This is a genomic window from Gilliamella sp. Pas-s27 (genome assembly GCF_009795865.1).
Taxonomy (GTDB): Bacteria; Pseudomonadota; Gammaproteobacteria; order Enterobacterales; family Orbaceae; genus Gilliamella.
This window is the reverse complement of sequence record NZ_WTEW01000013.1, coordinates 1-19,172: the sequence shown is the minus strand read 5'-3', so window position 1 is coordinate 19,172 and position 19,172 is coordinate 1. Positions and strand designations below refer to the sequence as shown.

The window sequence follows — 19,172 nt, the reverse complement described above, 5'->3', positions numbered from 1 at the left end:
TTACCATGTTTGAGTTGATTTAAAGCTTTCGAGTAACTCTTTTAGCTTAGCTTCAATCTCATCATTGTAATTACCTGTTTCGTCAATTGATTTGACAAAATCGGCGTATTGACTATGGGCATAAGCAAGTAATGCGGTTTCAAATGGTAATACTTTAGCCAGTTCAACATCTTCAAGATAACCACGCTCAGCGGCGTAAAGTACTATTGATTGTTCAGCAACTGTCATTGGTGAGTATTGCTTTTGTTTCAATAGTTCAGTGACTTTTTCACCGTGGCTTAATTGGTTTCTTGTTGCTTCATCTAAGTCTGATGCAAATTGAGAGAACGCAGCTAATTCACGATACTGTGCAAGTGCAGTACGAATACCACCTGATAATTTTTTCATTATCTTAGTTTGTGCCGCACCACCTACACGAGAAACCGAAATACCAGGGTTAACTGCAGGGCGAATACCTGAGTTAAATAAGCTAGTTTCAAGGAATATCTGACCATCGGTAATTGAAATTACGTTAGTTGGTACGAATGCTGAAACGTCACCAGCTTGAGTTTCTATGATTGGTAATGCTGTTAATGAACCTGTTTTACCTTTAATTTCGCCTTTGGTGAATTCTTCAACATAAGCTTCGTTAACGCGCGCAGCACGTTCAAGTAAACGAGAGTGAAGATAGAATACATCACCAGGATAAGCTTCACGTCCAGGTGGACGGCGGAGTAATAACGAAATTTGACGATAAGCAACGGCTTGTTTTGATAAATCATCATAAACAATTAATGCATCTTGACCGCGGTCACGGAAGTATTCACCCATTGCACAACCTGCATACGGTGCTAAATATTGTAACGCAGCCGATTCTGAAGCAGACGCAACAACCACAATCGTGTTCTTAAGTGCACCATGCTCTTCAAGTTTACGCACTACATTAGCAATAGTTGATTGTTTTTGACCAATCGCAACATAAATACATTTAACGCCTGAATTACGTTGATTGATGATAGCATCGATTGCTAATGCGGTTTTACCTGTTTGACGGTCACCGATAATAAGTTCCCGTTGACCACGGCCAATTGGAATCATTGAGTCAACCGCTTTATAACCAGTTTGTAAAGCTTGGTCAACAGATTTACGATCGATAACACCAGGGGCAACAACTTCTACTGGCGAGAAACCATCATGTTGAAGCGATCCTTTACCATCAATTGGTTCACCTAGTGTATTAATTACACGTCCTAATAAACCTTCACCAACGGGTACTTGTAAAATACGACCAGTACATTGTACTTTCATACCTTCAGACAAGTCTTCATATGGTCCCATAACTACCGCACCGACTGAGTCTCTTTCAAGGTTAAGTGCCATTGCATAGCGCCCCCCTGGTAATGCAATCATTTCGCCTTGCATTACGTCGGTTAATCCGTGGATTCGAAGAATACCATCACTTACAGATATGATAGTTCCTTCATTGTGAGCATCACTCACAATATTGAACTGAGCTATTCGCTCTTTAATTAGTTCACTTATTTCAGTTGAATTTAGCTGCATTATCAGTCCCCTTAAGACTGTAGAGCGTCATTTAAACGATTTAAACGCCCTCTGATACTACTATCAATAACCATATCGCCCGTACGAATAATAAAACCAGAAATGAGCGATTTATCTATATGACATTTTAGTTTTACTTTTCGTGATAAACGTTTTTCGACAGCGACAGAAATTTTATTAAGTTGTTCACTTGTGAGCTCATCAGCAGAAATAACATCTACATCTGCTTGAGAATCTCTATCCAAACAGTATTGTTCAAACAAAGTTAGCACTTCCGGAAGAAGTGATAATCGTTTGTTCTCAGCCATAATTTTAATAAAATTGGTACTAAACTCATCCAACACGTCTTTACAGATGTTGATGAGTAGGTTAGCCACCGAATCAGTTTTCATGTCAGATGTTAAAATACTTCGGACTTGTGGGTCTTGGCTCACTTGTGAAGTTAACACCAACATTTTATGCCATGATTCGATGCCGCTTTTTTCTACCGCGAAATCGAAAGCAGCTTTAGCATAAGGGCGAGCAATTGTAATTAAGTCAGCCATTGCTCTATTCTCCTTATAGTTCAGCTACGAGTTTATCAATGATGTCGCTATTTGCGGCTTCATTAACAGAGCGTTGAATAATTTTTTCTGCCCCAGCAATAGCAAGTGTTGCAACTTGTTGTTTGAGTTCTTCTCTTGCTCGTTTGCGTTCGGCGTCTACTTCGGCAAGTCCTTGAGCAACAATTCGCTCTTTTTCTCGCACAGCCTCTTGCTTTGCTTCCTCAAGAATAGCTGCTTTACGTTTGTTTGCTTGCTCAATAATTGTATTAGCCTCAACCTTAGCCTGTTGCATTATGTCAGATGTATTTGCTTTGGCTAATTCCAAATCTTTTTTTGCTGTTTCTGCTGAAGCAAGGCCATCTGCTATCTCTTTTTGGCGTTTTTCAATCGCACTAATAACTGGTGGCCAAACAAACTTCATACAGAACCAAACAAACAATACAAATGTAATTGCTTGGCCGAGGAGAGTTGCGTTCATATTCATGACACGATTCCTCTTAAATTTTTATTAACCTGCAACAGCAAAGATAACGTAAAGCGCAATACCTACACAGATCATTGGGATTGCATCAACTAGACCCATAACGATAAAGAATTGAGTACGTAACATAGGCATTAATTCAGGTTGACGCGCAGCACCTTCTAAAAACTTGCCACCTAATAAGCCAATACCAACTGCACCACCAATTGCAGCTAATCCCATCATAATGCCTGCGGCTACAAATAACATACTATCCATTATATACTCCAGTTTATTAACAAAAAAATATTAAAATTAATGATCTTCTGTTGCCGACGCCATAGCTAAATAGACGATCGTCAACACCATAAAAATAAAAGCTTGTAACGTAATAATTAAAATATGAAAAATGGCCCATGGTAACGATAGTACCCATTGTGACCACCAAGGCAATAATGCAGCGATAAGGATGAAGATAAGTTCACCTGCATACATATTACCGAAAAGTCGAAGCCCTAAAGAAACTGGTTTAGCTAAAAGGCTGACTAGCTCAAGCACTAAATTGATTGGTGCAAATGCCCAGTGATTAAAAGGATGTAAGGTATATTCTTTAATAAACCCTGAAATTCCTTTGTATTTAATTGAATAAATTATAATAAGTGCAAATACCCCTAAAGACATTGACATAGTAATGCTAACATCTGCCGTTGGTACTACTCTTAAGTGTGACAAGCCTAAATATTGACCTGCATAAGGTAGAAAATCAACTGGGATAAGATCCATTAAATTCATCAAAAAAACCCAAATAAATACCGTTAATGCTAACGGAGCAATGAGCTTATTTTGACCAGTAAACATGTCTTTGACTGTATTATTGACAAATTCAAAGATCATTTCGACTGCACATTGTAATTTACTTGGCACTCCGCTAGTTGCTTTTTGGGCAACACGATGAAATACCCATAGAAAAATAACACCAAGCAGAATTGAAAAGAACAACGAGTCAAGATTTAAGGTCCAAAAACCAGAACCTACTTGCAAGTTCTCAAGATGGTGCTTGATATAAGCTTGTGGTGAAGCTGGAGAGGAAACTGACATATAACCCTCTTAACCTATTCCTAAAAATAAAACATTGCTTATATTTTGTTTAAAAAAATATAAGCAATCGCTGCAACAAGAAGTTACTATTTTAAACCTAATTGCCTATATTAAGTCAACCTTTGATTAACCAAATTAAGAATTTAGACACTTTTTACTAAAATTATGTAAATATTTACAACTTCAATTATTATTTTACTTCTAATATCGTGCTATTGATGGTTCAATTAATGGGTATAAATGACGCTATTTTTAGGCTTTAACTGCTATAGCAATAGCCTCGGCCAATTTTTGCACTTCTGTTTCGTTATTTCCCTCCACCATTACGCGAATAAGCGGTTCTGTTCCTGATTTACGGATCAGTACTCGCCCATTGTTACCAAGTTGTTTTTCTGCTTGTGCTATTGCCGATTTTACCTGAATACTATTTAGTGGATCATGTTCACCTGAAAATCGAACATTAATTAATACTTGTGGTAGCATTGTCATGCCACTGCATAAATCTGCTAATGACATATCATTACGGACCATTGCCGCAAGTACTTGTAAACCGGCAACAATACCATCACCTGTTGTCGTTTTATCTAATAATAAAACATGCCCCGAATTTTCAGCACCTAGACGCCAGTTTTTTTCAACTAGTTTTTCAAGCACATAACGATCCCCAACTTTGGCCCGAACAAAAGGAATACCAAGATTTTTAAGTGCTATCTCAAGCCCCATATTGCTCATTAATGTACCGACAACACCACCTTTTAATTGACCTTGCCTTAATGCCTCACGGGCAATGATATAAATAATTAAATCACCATCAATTTTTTGACCTTTATGATCAACCATAATAATACGGTCACCATCACCGTCTAAGGCAAAACCTAAATTTGCTTTTTCGTCAATAACACGTTTAGCAAGTGCTTTAACATCTGTTGCGCCACAGTTTTCGTTGATATTAACACCATCTGGCTCACAGCCAATTTTAATTACTTGTGCACCAAGTTCTCGTAATACTTTAGGCGCGATGTGATAGGTGGCGCCATTAGCACAATCGACAACAATTTTAAGTCCAGCTAAACTTAAATCATGATCAAACGTGCTTTTACAAAATTCGATATAACGGCCTGCGGCATCGGTGATACGGCTTGCTCGTCCAAGTTGTTTGGATTCGACGCAGTCGATCTCCTTTTCAAGTTCAGCTTCGATTTCTAATTCAATGGCATCATCAAGTTTTTTTCCTTCGGTTGAAAAAAACTTAATACCATTATCATAAAAAGGATTATGTGAAGCAGAAATAACAACGCCGGCATCAGCACGAAAGGTGCGTGTTAAATACGCAATAGCAGGTGTTGGCATTGGCCCAGTAAAGGCTGCTGCAACTCCTGCCGAGGCAAAGCCTGCTTCTAGTGCTGATTCAAGCATATAACCTGAAATACGGGTATCTTTACCGATTAATACTTTTTTAACACCATCTTTAGCTAGCACACGACCTGCTGCCCAACCTAATTTGAGTGCAAAATCTGGTGTGATAGGATACTGTCCAACTTTACCCCTAATCCCATCTGTACCAAAATATTTTCGATTAGACATTCTATTCCCTCACACTAACATTTGTTATTTTTAACCACGTTGTTAAACAATAATGCTTTGTTTTAAAGCTATATAGCACTATTTTTTAAAAAACGACTTTTTGATAAACAGTATATTTTAATTTGTAAAAAAACTTCAGAAAAATACACCGGTTAATATGAAGTTATTCTCGATTATCATTGGCAAATTTTAATAATCCTTGACTCTCTTTGATAAAGCGATTGGCATAACTACCAAACCACTGAGTAACTTCATTAAAGTTCTTTATAAACTTAGTTTTGTCACGTTGTTCAATTAAATTAACCATTTCCCCAAAACATTCATAATAACGTTTGATTAATTCAATGTTATCATCAGATGCCATGATAATATCAGCATAAAGTTCAGGATCTTGCGCAAATAGGCGTCCAACCATCATCAGTTCAAGCCGATAGATAGGTGATGATAATGCAATAAGTTGCTCCAAATCTGCTTGTTCACGTTGTAAATTTACACCATATGAAAAAGAGGTAAAATGGCGTAATGCCTGAATGAATGACATACATTTATCATGCTCTTTGGCCGTAATTGCACATAGATTAGCGCCCCAGATCCGCATTTGCTCAATTAACCATTGATACTTTGCCTGTTCGCGTCCATCACAATAAACAATGATTTGTTTAGCTAAGTTTGGCACATCAGGACCAAACATTGGGTGCAAACCAACCACAGGGCCTTGATGCTTATCAAGCATTGCTTTGAGTGGTTTAGTTTTTATGGATGTAAAATCGGTCAAAATACAATCTTTGGGTAATGGTGGTAATTGTTTAATGATTTCGCAAGTTTTATTGATTGGCACGGTCACAATAACAGCAATTGCATCGGCAACAACTTCGGCTGCTTGATGCATTGTTTTTGAACCCAATGTTTTAACCTGATAGCCCGATAAAGTAAATAACCGAGCAAATAACCGACCCATTTGCCCATTACCGCCAACAATCACGACAGACCCTTGACCTGTATAGACTTTTTTAAATCCCTTGTCGTTTTCGCTAATATAAGATTCACGCATCAAACGGCGTAAAATATCTTCAATTAAAGCAGGAGAAACACCTTGCTTTTCAGCCTCTTGCCGTCTTTTAGTGAGCATATCGGCTTCACGTTTAGGATCATAAATGGGAATACCATGCTTGCTTTTTACTTCGCCAACTTCGGCAACTAACGCTAATCGCTTTGCAATTAAGGATAAAATAGATTGATCAACTTCATCGATTTTATCGCGTAAGGCAAGTAGTTCCGTAGACATATTGGGTAGTTCCTTATTATCACAAAGAGTTGCTTTTTCTGTAATAGCTTAACAGTATAACGTATTTTTGGTACGATGCGTATTTAGAACATCAAATCCAAGACAATAAATCAACATGAATGTTATCTCATTTAATATTAACAGCCTTCGTGCTCGAATTCACCAATTAGCAGCTATAATTGATAAATATCAGCCTGATGTAATTGGTTTACAAGAAACGAAAGTTCATAATGATCAGTTTCCTATTGCTGAGCTTGAACCATTTGGTTATTACCTAAACTATCATGGACAAAAAGGACATTACGGAGTTGCTTTACTAACAAAGCAAAAACCACTGTCAGTGCAATGTGGTTTTCCAACCGATGAAGATGAAGCTCAGTGCCGTTTAATTATGGTTGAATTACCTACTAGTAAAGGAAATTTAACCGTAATTAATGGTTATTTCCCGCAAGGCGAAAGTTTACATCATGAAACTAAATATCCAGCTAAACGTAAGTTTTATCAAGATCTGGTTTGCCATTTACAAAAGCACCAATTAAATAATCAATTAACTTTAATTATGGGCGATATGAACATTAGCCCAACGGATTTGGATGTTGGTATTTCAGAAGAAAACCGTAAACGCTGGCTTCGTATGGGTAAATGTTCATTTTTACCGCAAGAGCGTGAATGGATGAGCAATTTAATGTCACTTGGCTTTATAGATACTTATCGTAACGAACATCCAACAAAGCAGGAATATTCATGGTTCGATTACCGCTCAAAAGGGTTTGAAACAGATACAGGACTTAGGATTGATCTAATTTTAGCTAGCCAAAAATTACTATCACATTGCCAACAAACAGGGATTGATTATACTATTCGAGCAATGGAAAAACCCTCAGACCATGCACCTATTTGGGCTAAATTTGATTTAGTATAAATCTGTATCATCGCAATAAAGGATCATCACATGCAAAACAGCTCGGTTTTATCGGTCAAAGATCTTAATCAAATTGTTAAAGATTTACTGTCTGATGCAATTGGGCAGGTCTGGTTAGTGGGCGAAGTTTCTAACTTTTCACGCCCATCATCAGGTCATTGGTATTTTTCGTTAAAAGACGATAGTGCACAAGTACGTTGTGCGATGTTTCGCAACAGTAATTTTCGGGCTGGTTTTACGCCACAAAATGGGCAACAAGTTTTAGTTAGAGCAACAGTAACCTTATACGAAGCTCGTGGTGAATATCAACTGGTTATTGATAAAATTCAGCCCGCAGGTGCGGGGTTATTACAACAAAAATTTGAACAGTTAAAGAAACGACTTTCAGATGAAGGGGTATTTGATGCCATTTATAAAAAGCCACTCCCTGAAAATATCCGCACCGTTGGTATTATTACATCATCAACGGGGGCTGCGTTGCATGATATTTGCCAGATATTAAAACGTCGTGATCCAAGTTTGCATTTGATCATCTACCCAACGCAAGTACAAGGCATTGAAGCGGCTGAACAAATTGCTAAAATGATTCAAATTGCCAACATTCGTCAAGAATGTGATGTCTTAATTGTTGGGCGAGGTGGAGGATCGATTGAAGATTTATGGTCATTTAACGAAGAAATCGTTGCAAGGGCTATATTTGCAAGTCAACTACCGATTGTCAGTGCGGTGGGGCATGAAATTGATTTCACCATTGCTGATTTTGTTGCCGATATTAGAGCTGCAACACCATCGGCCGCTGCCGAATTAGTTAGCCAAGATAGCCTAGAGCAGGTCAAGCGCTTACAAGTTCAACAGCAGCATTTATCTATGGCGATGGATTACTACTTAATACAGAGTCGAGAAAAACTAAATAAATGGTATCATCGGTTGCAAACTCAGCACCCACAAACAAAGTTAGCAAAACAGCTAAACACGCTGCTCACTTATCGCCACACATTATACGATAATATTCAGCAATATTTGCTCAGGCAATCAAACTACTCTAATCAATTAGATAAACGGTTATCACGTGTTTCGCCACAAAATAAAATTTACCATTTTCAGCAGCTTGTTAGTCAAAAGCAGCAACAAATTATTCATTTAGTACAGCAAAAACTGACTCAATCTCAACACCAATTTGTTTTACAAACCTCCCAACTTAATAGCGTCAGCCCACTTGCGACACTTGAAAGAGGTTACTCTGTTACGACAAATCAAAATAACACAGTGGTTCGCCTTCCTGAACAAGTTGCTGTTGGTGAATTAATTATTACAAAGCTAAAAAAAGGCAGTATTGTTAGTCAAGTTACCCAAATTGATAAGTGAAAATATTATTTAAAAATGATTTATGAGTCGTTTATAACTCGTTTATTACTAAGTGTTTGTCTGATTTTTGCAATTTAGGTGAGCATTAGTATATAATCCAAGCAATAAAAAATTGCGATATTATTCAGAGAGTTTATGCATTATCCAATCGGTATTGATTTAGGTACGACAAACAGCTTAATTTGTGTTTGGCAAGATGGCAAACCAGTCCTTATCCCTAACTCAATTGGTGAAGTTATTACACCATCTGCAGTAAGTATTGATGAAGACGATTCTATTTTAGTTGGACACGCGGCGTTGTCTCGTTTAACTACACATCCTAATCGTAGCGCAGCGGCTTTTAAACGTTTTTTAGGTTCAAATAAAGTATTTGAATTAGGTGACAAAAAATTTACACCAACTGAACTTTCAGCCATGGTTTTAAAATCACTTAAAGCTGATGCCGAAGCGTTTTTAAAACAAGAAATTAATGATGTGGTTATTTCGGTTCCAGCTTATTTTAATGATGAACAACGCAAACAAACACGGTTTGCTGCTGAGTTAGCAGGATTAAATGCGGTACGTTTAATTAATGAACCAACCGCCGCAGCCATGGCATATGGATTACACGAAGAACAATCTGGCAATACATTAGTATTTGATTTAGGTGGTGGCACATTTGATGTGACTGTACTTGAATATGCCATGCCGATTATTGAAGTGCACGCTTCTGCTGGTGATAACTATTTAGGTGGTGAAGATTTTACGCATGACCTTGTTAAAGCTTGTTTGAGTGAATGGAATCTTAAAAAGCAAGATATTCCGACCGATGATTATGCTCGCTTATTAGATTTAGCCGAACAACTAAAATGTAAATTAAACGGTGAACAGTCACACACCTTAACTTGGGTTTGGCAGGATAAGCAGTGGCAATTTTCTTTAAACGAAAATCGAGCTAAAACGCTATGGTTACCATTACTTAATCGCTTACGAGCACCAATTGAACAAGCATTAAATGATGCACGCTTAAAACCTAATCAGCTTGAACATATTGTCTTAGTGGGTGGCTCATCACAATTGGGTGTGGTACGTGAGCTGGTGACCAAATTATTTGGCAAATTACCGTATCGCCATATCAATCCGACAACGATCGTGGCACAAGGTGCTGCAGTTCAAGCGGCGTGTCGATTGCGAAATGCCGATGTTGAAGAAGTTATTTTAACTGATGTGTGCCCTTATACGCTCGGGATTGAAAGTTGTTCAAATAATGTCAGTGGGTTATTTTCACCCATTATTGAACGTAATACCATTGTACCGACATCAAAAGTAAAAACATTTTACACAACACACCCTCAGCAAAAAGTGATATGTATTTCGGTTTACCAAGGCGAAAACCCTCGCGTTGAAAACAACGTTTTAATTGATGAGTTTGAAGTGCCCCTAACGCCGATGGAAAGAACACAAGGAATTGATGTTCGCTTTAGTTATGATCTAAATGGCTTATTAGAAGTCGATGTGGTTTTGGTTGAAACCGGTAAGCAACATGGCAAAGTGATTGATCATAGCCCAATAGGCTTAACAGACAAACAAAAACAAGACAGTCATGAGCGCTTGAAAGCACTTAAAATTCATCCTCGTGATGAAATGCCAAATCGTACTTTATTGGCAAGGTTAGAACGTGCATGGGCACAATCACTGGGTGATGAACGACTATTAATTGGGTCATATATCGAAGTTTTTATGGAAGCATTAAATAGACAAAATCCTGAAGAAATTAACGAAATTCGTTGTGAAATTGAAGCTAATTTACAAGATCTGAATCGATAACCAATAAAATTTTAAAAATATAAAAAGTCCTCTTTTTTAGAAATAAAAAGAGGACTTTATTTTGTTTACTTTTCCTTTTCTTTGGTTGCTTTTTCTACTGGCGGTCCAAAACGGTTAGTGTATTTGATGCCAGAAATCCAAAATGGCGCAAAAAATAAGAGATAAGCCAATATTTCGCCCACAAAACCCATGAGCGGTTCCCCTTTATAGATATCATTAAAACGTCGTTTTAAAGCAAAAACCATATTGGTCACAGCAATGGAATAACAAATCATAGAAAAAGTAGGACTATTCAATTCAAAATTGTTGTTAAGTACGTTCATCAAGCCTAACACGATGAAGCTACAACATAATTGTATAATAAAACCTTTTATATTGGTTCGCCCTTTCCAACGCCAAAACTGCCACCATTTATTTTTAGGTAATGACTGTGATTCCAGTTTTTGTCCATTTTCATTATTTTTTGCTATAAGTAATGATGCACAAAGCCGTAAGACTAAATCATTGTCACTACTGTTTTTAAACCTGTCTAATGTTTCAAGTTCATCGTCATCACATATACCGTAATAGCTAGACAAACAACGTTCAGCAAGGTTTGTTATTTTTGTTAATTGTTTAGGATAACTGTTTTTTTGGCGATCAAAAGATGGTGTAATCCAATTCTTTTGTAGAGCTTTGGCTATTTTAATTAACTCTTTATTATCACCAGTAATATTTTGTAACATTGTATCTAATTTATTTTTTTGCTCAGGTTTATTTAGTACAATTATGTACAACAGCATTAAATAAATTGGATCTCTATTTGCCAGTTTTTGTGTCCATATTTGCTCTATTTTTTGCTCAATATCGTCAAAATCAATGTAGTTAGGTGAATCAATATACCATTCAATAGAATCTGGGTAATTAATTAAAACACAATTAATTAGTTCACTATCATTATTTATCAGGTTATATAGCTCTGTTTCATTTTGCCAGTTGCCATGCTTAAATATCTCTATTAATGGTTTAAACGGGTTATCTTCCTCGATAATAAAAGTATTGTTTTCTTGTTGAAGAAATTTTGCCATTTCTAATGGAACCCAATTAATGGCGACAATTAATAAATAACGACGATACCATTGCCAATAAGCTTCTTTATTATTAGCGATAACCGAAAGTTCTGGGGATTTTGGTAATTGATAATAATCATTGAATTTTAAAAATATAGACCAATCAAACATTTCCATATTTGAATAATGAATGCTTTGATATAAATGTGACTTAGCAATATCAGGAATATCGTTAAACCTATCTAACCATAAACGGCCATATAAAACTTGCTTGCCATCTTTATCGGGATCGAATTGGGGCGGAATTTTGGCTTTTTCATTGTTATCAAATAACCATGCCTTAAATTCTTGCACGGGTGAAAGCTTTGTAAGCCATGCAAGATGTTGCCTTGCTTGGCGTTGCAAATGTTGCAAAATAAATTGTTCAAATGGATCATCGCTTTGATCGTCTAAAATTTCTTGTAATAATATTTCATTACCGTGACGTAACATAATGGCATGTCGATATAAACGATATAATCGATTATTGCCGTCATCAAGTAACAATGTTGATAAGACTTGTTTGTAATTCCAGTTTGTATCCAAAGCCCAATTAACAAAATCGATAATTTCTTTTGGATACTCGTCAATATTCTCTAATGCGGCTAATCGTGCTGTTGTGGTTGCCGTTATTTGCGGGATAGTATGTAAATAATTTTCTGTTTTATCGACAGCGACACAATAACTATTGTTCAGCGCCATAACTAATAATGGGAAGTAATTTTTTTCAAAATAAACACACCACCCCGCTATACAGCTTTCTGCTTTTTGTTGATAATGACCTGAATAATACAACTCTAACCAAGCTTGTAAGGCATTTTGTTTGTCTTCGAGCAAAGTATATTGGATAGCGGCAATATATTTCCATTCGATAATAATACTTTCGTCTTCATCGCCTTCATCAATACATTTTAAAGCATAATCCAAAATAGATTGATTTTTTAGGTTCGCACTACTATACCAATGAGAAAACTCAAGCATAAATTTCTTATCATCAGGAAGATAAATAACTGTATCTTGAGCTAAAAATGCACAAACATTTTCCGAACTACGTTCCCAAAATAACCATTTGGCATAAAATATATAATCGATAGTTACATTTTGTAGTGTTTTATTGGTTGTTGGCAAGCATGTGTAATCAAATAAATCACCGCGATCAATGTTATTTAAATAATTATCATATTTTTCATATTCATCAGTGAATTGTGTCATGAGTTGCTGACGCCAGCGTAAATTATCGGCTAAAATTTTGACACATGACTCAGATATATCTGTTGTTTTGTAACTTAATTCTAATAGTCGCCATTTTACCGAATCGATAACTGTCATCGGATAGTCATAGAATGAACCGATAAATTTTTGCCATTCATCAATGTTATAGCATCGCATTGGATCGGTTAACAGGGCTTGATAAGCCTCGCAAATTTCATTTGCTTTGATTTGTTCTTCTGTTAGTTGTGGCGCTGCTTGTTCTGAATTCTGTGTCATTTCATCAACAGCTGTTTCGGGCGATTTAGCATAATTCATTGCCGATTCATAAGCTTCACGCAGTGCTTTAAAGCCATCGGGATCCGTTTCAGGATGATATAACGGTAACTTTACACGATATGCTTGACGAATAACCGCGGTGTCTGTTGTTTTTTCGATGCCTAATAATTGCCAAAAATTTGTACTCATGACCAATCATACTCCGCTAGTGATTCTGGTTTTTCTAGTTCGACGATTTCTGTATACCAAGGTAGGCGATTACAAGGTGAATCCTTGTCGTTAGTTAATATTTTCATGGTATATGTTTGTGATGATCGGGTTAATTCGCAGCGTAATGCTTCAAGATCTTCTTTATTGTTGAGATTTTCCCAATATTGAAACCCAATCGACCAACCAGCAAAATAGTGATGCCAAGAACTATAAAAATATTGAGAACGCTCGGCAATTTTTGAAAAAATCCACAGAGCTTCTTCTTCAGTAATATATTTATTGGTTGTACCATTGCGTAGCAAATATCCCATACGGGCATAATCCCAACTACGAATACCACCGTAGCCGCATACACAAAAAGTTTGTTCAACGAACGTCATTAATATTTTTTGATAATCATCTTGTGCTTGATAATAATCACGCCATTGTGATTCAGACACTCTAGAATACATTGCATAATATCGCGATAATGGTGGTGCATGCCCATCATCAACCATATCAAACACACAGTTTAGTAATTTTTGTCGAGAATCTATTCCCCAATCATCCTCCATATCAACAAATGTTCTGTCGGGGAAAAAAAATGGTGACGTATAACTTGCACCATATCTCTTATTTAAAGCGACCATTGGCGCAGATAAACCATATAGCCAATCGATACAATCTTGATTCATATTTCAATTCCAATCATCTGATTTATTTTACTTCTTGACAAAAGATAGCAGATTTTTATTAAAATAAAAATCGAAATTCAAGTAAAAATTATGATGATGTTAAGTCTAATGAAATGCTAAACCCATGCTACATACTGGCATAAATTATAAAATTATTTTGCAAATCAACCTCTACAAGGCATAATAAAGCCAAATATATTGGGATTTGATTATTACAGGATAATAAATCATAAGGAGCTATAATGAAAAAGATCGTCATAATGGCAATGTTAATCTCTTGTACATTAATGTTGCAAGGCTGCGTTGCTGCCGTTATAGGGATTGGTGCAGGGGCTACGGCCAAAGTTGCTACGGATCCTCGTACTGCGGGTACCCAAGTTGATGATACAACACTTAGTTCACGCATGAGTATGAAAATTAAAAACAATGGGCCGTTCTTTATTGGATCGCGCATTATTATGAGCACTTATAATGGCAATATTCTTTTAACTGGGCAAGCAAATAATGAACAAATCGAAAAAGCCGAAAGTCTAGCTTATCAAGTTGAAGGAGTAAAAAAAGTCTATAACCAAATTCGTATTGGTGAACCGGTTGGAGCAGGAACTATTACCAATGATGCTTGGATAACTACTCAAGTTAAATCTCAACTGATTTTGAATTCGCAAACCAAAGCACGCAACATTAAAGTTGTTACTGAAAATAGCGAAGTATTTTTAATTGGTATTGTCTCATCACAAGAAGGTAAAACAGCGGCAGAGCTGGCAAGTAAAGTTCGAGGTGTGAAGAAAGTTGTCACCCTATTTACTGATATTAACAATTAACCAATAACAAAAAATAGACTATAAATAGGAGGCTAATTAGCCTCCTATTTATAGGACCGACTCAATGCGCTCAATCAATTTTTCCAGCCCTTGCAAACGAGATTGGCTCAGTTCGTCAGTAATTTTTAATTCATGCAAAACCGATTGGAAATCAATGGCAGCTATTTGCTGTGCTGTTTTGTGATTAGCAATACTGATTAACACAGCCAATAACCCTTTCACAATTCGCCCTTCGCTATCGCCGCTAAAAACATAGGTATTATCAGCCTGTTTTTGATAAGTCAGCCAAACGCGATTTTCACAGCCATTCACTTGGTTTTCTATTGTTTTTTGGGATTGAGGAAAATCAGGCAATTGCTTTGCTAACATCACAAGCTGCCGGTAACGATCTTGCCAAGAATGTTGCTGTGAAAATAATTCGATTAAAGCTTGCTGTGATAGCATAATATTGACCTATTTATGGTTGATTATTGTGTAACAAATATTCAAAATCAGATACCGATTAGTATAACATTACACCAATATTTCAATCGTACTTTGTAGCACTGAAATAAATTTATCCACATCTTGCTGATTATTATATGGCATCAATGAAACACGCACTGCACCGTGGCAACCTAATTTATTCATCAAAGGCTGAGCACAAAGTTCGCCAGTACGAATAGCAATATTTTGTTCACTTAACAAAATAGCAATATCATTATGATGAATATTATTAATATTAAAAGTGATTATCGGGCTATCATCCTCACTATAAAATTGAATATCGGCAAATTGGCTTAGTTGCGATTTTGCATAATAAGCTAGCTGTTTTGTATAGTTTTCTGCTTGTCTATTATCCCAACTTTTTAACCACTCAAGTACCGCATTAAAACCAACAATACCGGCAATATTAGGTGTGCCGGCTTCAAATTTATAAGGAAGATCTTCTTGAATAAAATCATCAAACGAAGCGCTTTTTAGCATTTTACCGCCGCCATGCCAAACTGACATCTGCTCAAGTAATGCCTTTTTACCATATAAAACACCAAGCCCCGTTGGACCGTACAACTTATGGGTAGAAAAGGCATAAAAATCGATATCTAACTGGTTAACATGAATTGCATGATGAACAACACCTTGCGCACCATCCACCACCAAAACGGCATCATATTGATGAACAATATAACTAATTGCAGCCAAATCAGGACAAAACCCCGTCACGTTCGACATTTGGGTAATTGCAACAATTTTAGTCTTCGCTGACATTAACGACGACAACGCATTAACATCCGATGACCACTTAACGACTTTAGCGCCAGTTTGCTCAGCCACAATCAACCAGGGTAACAAATTGCTATGATGCTCTAATTCACTCACAATAATTTCATCATCTGGTTGCAATAATGGGCGAGCATAGCTCTGGGCAATTAAGTTAATTGACTCGGTTGCCCCCCGAGTCCAAATAATTTCAGCGCTGCTTTTAGCATTGATAAAATCGGCAACATTTTTCCTTGTCTTATCAATTGTGGAAGTGACTTGCAATGCATCTTGGTGCAAACTACGTTTTGCTGTAGCCGTATTTTGAGCATAATACACCCGTGTTGCATCGACCAAGGCATGTGGTTTAAGTGCCGTTGCTGCCGAATCAAGATATACGCTATCATGATTGAGCGCAGGAAAATTTTCTCGAAACTGTTCAGGCAGAAAATGCTTATTGGGTAAGTTCAAGTCCGGCAATCCCATTCCAGTAACCATTACAGTCTCGTTTATGTTCAATTGTCAGTGGATTTAACCCATCTTCGTTAGCTTTGAACTGCTTTACAACATCAAGCGTTTCAACACCAAGAGGTGAAATACGAACAATATCGACTAATCCTTTCATCTCTTTAAGATTATTGCCTAAATTGTAACAATAACCGCTTTGGGTCTGAATACCGTTTAACACAAACACCTTTTGCTGTTCTTGCGAAAACACCTCACGCCCAACAGGATACTTAATACAACAAGTTTCACACTTATCTTTAGGTTTATCTTCCGATCTTGCCGTAAAACAGCGAGCTGAATAAGCCAAAGGTAAATAACCATAACTGAACACTTCGACTTCAAAATTTCGTGCAATATTCAAACTTTCAAACTGTTTAAGCACATTACTCAACCAATCGCGCGACAGCTCAACCGGCATACACCAACGCACCATGCCTTGTTTTTGTAATAACTTTAATGTTAAAGCGTTATAACAGTTAATGGCAGGACCTGCAACAAACGGCAACTTATGTTCTTGCGCAATATTAATTGCCGCCAAATCATTGGCCTCGACTAAAAAATCGCCATTATTTACTAATTGTCGCAACTCATTAAGTTCTGAGGGCGCCTCAAGTAAAGCCAGTGTTGACAGCACGACTTGCTTGCCAGATTTAGCAATCTCTTTTGCCAGCTCAAGCCAATTGGCGACTTTCATTTCACGGCGCTTAGTACAAACCGTCTCGCCCATATAAATAATATCCGCTTGACTCTCTTTAGCGGCATAATAAAAAGCTTCTGTTTCAGTTTTAGGCCAATAATAAAGCACTGGTCCTAATGCGTATTTCATGGTTTTGCTCACTATATTTATGTTAGATCTTTTTCAATGATTTACGTTGATGCTGTTAGCACATTACCTATTGCTAACTCACCTTATTGCCATTTACGGTGATAAGCGCCTAATGTTGTTTGTGTGCCTTCTGACACCGAACCAAGCGTATCCATCCAACGTTGTTCGGCTTGGAACGATTGCGGATTGGCTTTATAGCGATCGATGGCTTGTCGCCACACTTTAGTGACTTGCTCAACATAAGCAGGACTACGCTGACGGCCTTCTATTTTGACCGATGCAATATTTGCGGCAAACAGTTCAGGCAATAGCTCAATGGTATTTAAACTTGTTGGTTCTTCAATAGGGTGATAAAGCTCCTGACCAACAAAATAGCGTCCTTTACATAGCGTTGGGTAACCTGCATTTTCGCCTTTTTTATGGCAATCAATTAACACATTATTCAGTCTTGATTCCAGTCCTTTTTCGGTCTCTTCCCAACGAACAAATTTGGCAGGCGAACATGCGCCAACGGTATTAGGGGATTCGCCAGTCAAATAGGATGACAAATAGCATCGCCCCTCGGCCATAATACACAAGCTACCAAAAGCAAACACCTCGAGCGGAACCGGTGACACTTGTGACAACTGTTTAACTTGATGCATTGAAAGCACACGCGGCAAAACAATACGATGGACTTGAAAGTTATTATGATAAAACTTAATCGACTCCTCATTGGTCGATGACGCCTGCACAGAAACATGACGCTCAAGATGGGGGTACTTTTCAGCCGCATAATCAAGCATAGCAAGATCAGCAATAATTAACGCATCAGCACCAATATTGGCTGCAGTATCAACTGCATATTGCCAACGTTCAAAATTATCGGGGTGGGCAAAGGTATTAATGGCAATATGTAGCTTTTTGCCACGTTTATGCACATAATCCGATGCCTCAATCAAACGCTTCTCATTAAAATTCAAACCAGCAAAATGACGGGCATTGGTATCGTCTTTCAAACCAATATAAACAGCATCAGCACCATTATCAATGGCGACTTTTAGTGATGGTAAAGATCCTGCTGGACAAAGAAGTTCCATAATTATTCCTAACTTAAATTTGGTCTTTTATACGCTGTGTATTATGCAATAATTCTGAGTTTAATGCGAATGGAAAGCGGTTGTTATGTTTAAAAAATGGATAGTGTACTCTAACCACCGTCAAAAATATGACATGAATAATTTAACTTTTTATAAATGGAGGAAAAAATACGGTGGGGTATTTACAAATCCATCATCGCCACGGGAGGAATAAACCACGCCTTGCCGTCAGTTGATAGATTGGATAGTTTCGGTGTATTCGCATTGCTTTGTTCTGTGCTGGTTGTTTGAGCTTGCGCTTGTGCTTGTGCCACTCGTTGCCACCACAGTGAGGGTTTAATGCGTTGCGCTTTTTCTAGTTGCCAGTTTGTTTTGACATGTTCATGCGCTTCGTCTACTTTTTTCATCGCAATATCACGCTGATAAAGCTCGGTGATTCTCCACTCATCTAATCCCGCTGCAATCAGCGTTTTTTGTTGTTGTTTCTCTTCTTCAAATAAGTCATCAACTTCGTTCCATTTGCTTAGTGCCTCATCGGCATACCATATTGTAAATATCCCAAACTTAGTACACAACTCACGTAGAAAATTAAGCTGCTTGTTTTAGTGTTTTATACTCAATTGGTGTCATGTT

The 19,172-nt window shown here is 37.2% G+C and carries 18 protein-coding genes; 4 read left to right on the top strand and 14 right to left on the bottom strand.

Going from position 1 to position 19,172, the window contains the following annotated elements:
• From atpA to tyrA, 7 genes are all read right to left on the bottom strand, one after another.
• Complete coding sequence (gene atpA / locus GQ589_RS06360; protein WP_160401116.1) at positions 1–1,542, bottom strand: F0F1 ATP synthase subunit alpha; 1,542 nt, start codon at positions 1,540–1,542, stop codon at positions 1–3.
• 11 nt (positions 1,543–1,553) lie between these two features.
• On the bottom strand, positions 1,554–2,087 hold the full coding sequence (gene atpH, locus GQ589_RS06355) for a F0F1 ATP synthase subunit delta (RefSeq protein WP_160425208.1): 534 nt from the start codon (positions 2,085–2,087) through the stop codon (positions 1,554–1,556).
• Positions 2,088–2,100: 13 nt separating this feature from the next.
• On the bottom strand, positions 2,101–2,571 hold the full coding sequence (gene atpF / locus GQ589_RS06350; RefSeq protein ID WP_160425206.1) for a F0F1 ATP synthase subunit B: 471 nt from the start codon (positions 2,569–2,571) through the stop codon (positions 2,101–2,103).
• A 24-nt stretch (positions 2,572–2,595) separates the two neighbouring features.
• Positions 2,596–2,826, bottom strand: a complete 231-nt coding sequence (atpE, locus tag GQ589_RS06345; protein WP_034901511.1) for a F0F1 ATP synthase subunit C — start codon at positions 2,824–2,826, stop codon at positions 2,596–2,598.
• A 36-nt stretch (positions 2,827–2,862) separates the two neighbouring features.
• Positions 2,863–3,645: a F0F1 ATP synthase subunit A gene (atpB, locus tag GQ589_RS06340; protein WP_160401113.1), complete on the bottom strand. Its 783-nt coding sequence runs from the start codon at positions 3,643–3,645 to the stop codon at positions 2,863–2,865.
• 252 nt (positions 3,646–3,897) lie between these two features.
• Entirely contained in the window at positions 3,898–5,229 is a 1,332-nt protein-coding gene (gene glmM, locus GQ589_RS06335; protein ID WP_160401112.1) for a phosphoglucosamine mutase, read from the bottom strand.
• A gap of 163 nt (positions 5,230–5,392) precedes the next feature.
• Complete coding sequence (tyrA, locus tag GQ589_RS06330; RefSeq protein ID WP_160401111.1) at positions 5,393–6,514, bottom strand: bifunctional chorismate mutase/prephenate dehydrogenase; 1,122 nt, start codon at positions 6,512–6,514, stop codon at positions 5,393–5,395.
• Between the two features lie 115 nt (positions 6,515–6,629).
• On the opposite strand from tyrA, the gene xthA reads away from it, so the two are divergent.
• The 3 genes from xthA to GQ589_RS06315 all read left to right on the top strand — a co-directional run bounded on the left by xthA (position 6,630) and on the right by GQ589_RS06315 (position 10,607).
• Positions 6,630–7,436: an exodeoxyribonuclease III gene (gene xthA / locus GQ589_RS06325; RefSeq protein ID WP_160425203.1), complete on the top strand. Its 807-nt coding sequence runs from the start codon at positions 6,630–6,632 to the stop codon at positions 7,434–7,436.
• Between the two features lie 30 nt (positions 7,437–7,466).
• On the top strand, positions 7,467–8,801 hold the full coding sequence (xseA, locus tag GQ589_RS06320; RefSeq protein ID WP_160425201.1) for an exodeoxyribonuclease VII large subunit: 1,335 nt from the start codon (positions 7,467–7,469) through the stop codon (positions 8,799–8,801).
• 135 nt (positions 8,802–8,936) lie between these two features.
• Complete coding sequence (locus tag GQ589_RS06315; RefSeq protein ID WP_160401108.1) at positions 8,937–10,607, top strand: molecular chaperone HscC; 1,671 nt, start codon at positions 8,937–8,939, stop codon at positions 10,605–10,607.
• A 65-nt stretch (positions 10,608–10,672) separates the two neighbouring features.
• Here the strand turns inward: GQ589_RS06315 and GQ589_RS06310 are convergent, their stop codons facing one another.
• Both GQ589_RS06310 and GQ589_RS06305 read right to left on the bottom strand, forming a co-directional pair.
• A complete protein-coding gene (locus GQ589_RS06310) occupies positions 10,673–13,372 on the bottom strand; it encodes a J domain-containing protein (protein ID WP_160425199.1) in 2,700 nt (899 codons plus the stop codon).
• Positions 13,369–14,067: a DUF1266 domain-containing protein gene (locus tag GQ589_RS06305; protein ID WP_160412690.1), complete on the bottom strand. Its 699-nt coding sequence runs from the start codon at positions 14,065–14,067 to the stop codon at positions 13,369–13,371. The genes GQ589_RS06310 and GQ589_RS06305 overlap by 4 nt, the downstream gene beginning before the upstream one ends.
• A gap of 242 nt (positions 14,068–14,309) precedes the next feature.
• Here GQ589_RS06305 and dolP point away from each other — a divergent pair, with 242 nt between their 5' ends.
• Positions 14,310–14,888, top strand: a complete 579-nt coding sequence (gene dolP, locus GQ589_RS06300; RefSeq protein ID WP_160425197.1) for a division/outer membrane stress-associated lipid-binding lipoprotein — start codon at positions 14,310–14,312, stop codon at positions 14,886–14,888.
• Positions 14,889–14,936: 48 nt separating this feature from the next.
• Here the strand turns inward: dolP and csdE are convergent, their stop codons facing one another.
• From csdE to GQ589_RS06275, 5 genes are all read right to left on the bottom strand, one after another.
• Complete coding sequence (gene csdE, locus GQ589_RS06295; protein ID WP_160401104.1) at positions 14,937–15,332, bottom strand: cysteine desulfurase sulfur acceptor subunit CsdE; 396 nt, start codon at positions 15,330–15,332, stop codon at positions 14,937–14,939.
• Positions 15,333–15,401: 69 nt separating this feature from the next.
• Entirely contained in the window at positions 15,402–16,625 is a 1,224-nt protein-coding gene (csdA, locus tag GQ589_RS06290; RefSeq protein ID WP_237399194.1) for a cysteine desulfurase CsdA, read from the bottom strand.
• Positions 16,582–17,460, bottom strand: coding sequence for a U32 family peptidase (locus tag GQ589_RS06285; RefSeq protein WP_160401103.1), 879 nt, complete (start codon positions 17,458–17,460; stop codon positions 16,582–16,584). The genes csdA and GQ589_RS06285 overlap by 44 nt, the downstream gene beginning before the upstream one ends.
• Before the next feature lie 83 nt (positions 17,461–17,543).
• Positions 17,544–18,539, bottom strand: a complete 996-nt coding sequence (locus GQ589_RS06280) for a peptidase U32 family protein (protein WP_160401102.1) — start codon at positions 18,537–18,539, stop codon at positions 17,544–17,546.
• Positions 18,540–18,721: 182 nt separating this feature from the next.
• Positions 18,722–19,114: a hypothetical protein gene (locus tag GQ589_RS06275; protein WP_160425195.1), complete on the bottom strand. Its 393-nt coding sequence runs from the start codon at positions 19,112–19,114 to the stop codon at positions 18,722–18,724.
• Between the last annotated feature and the right edge of the window lie 58 nt (positions 19,115–19,172).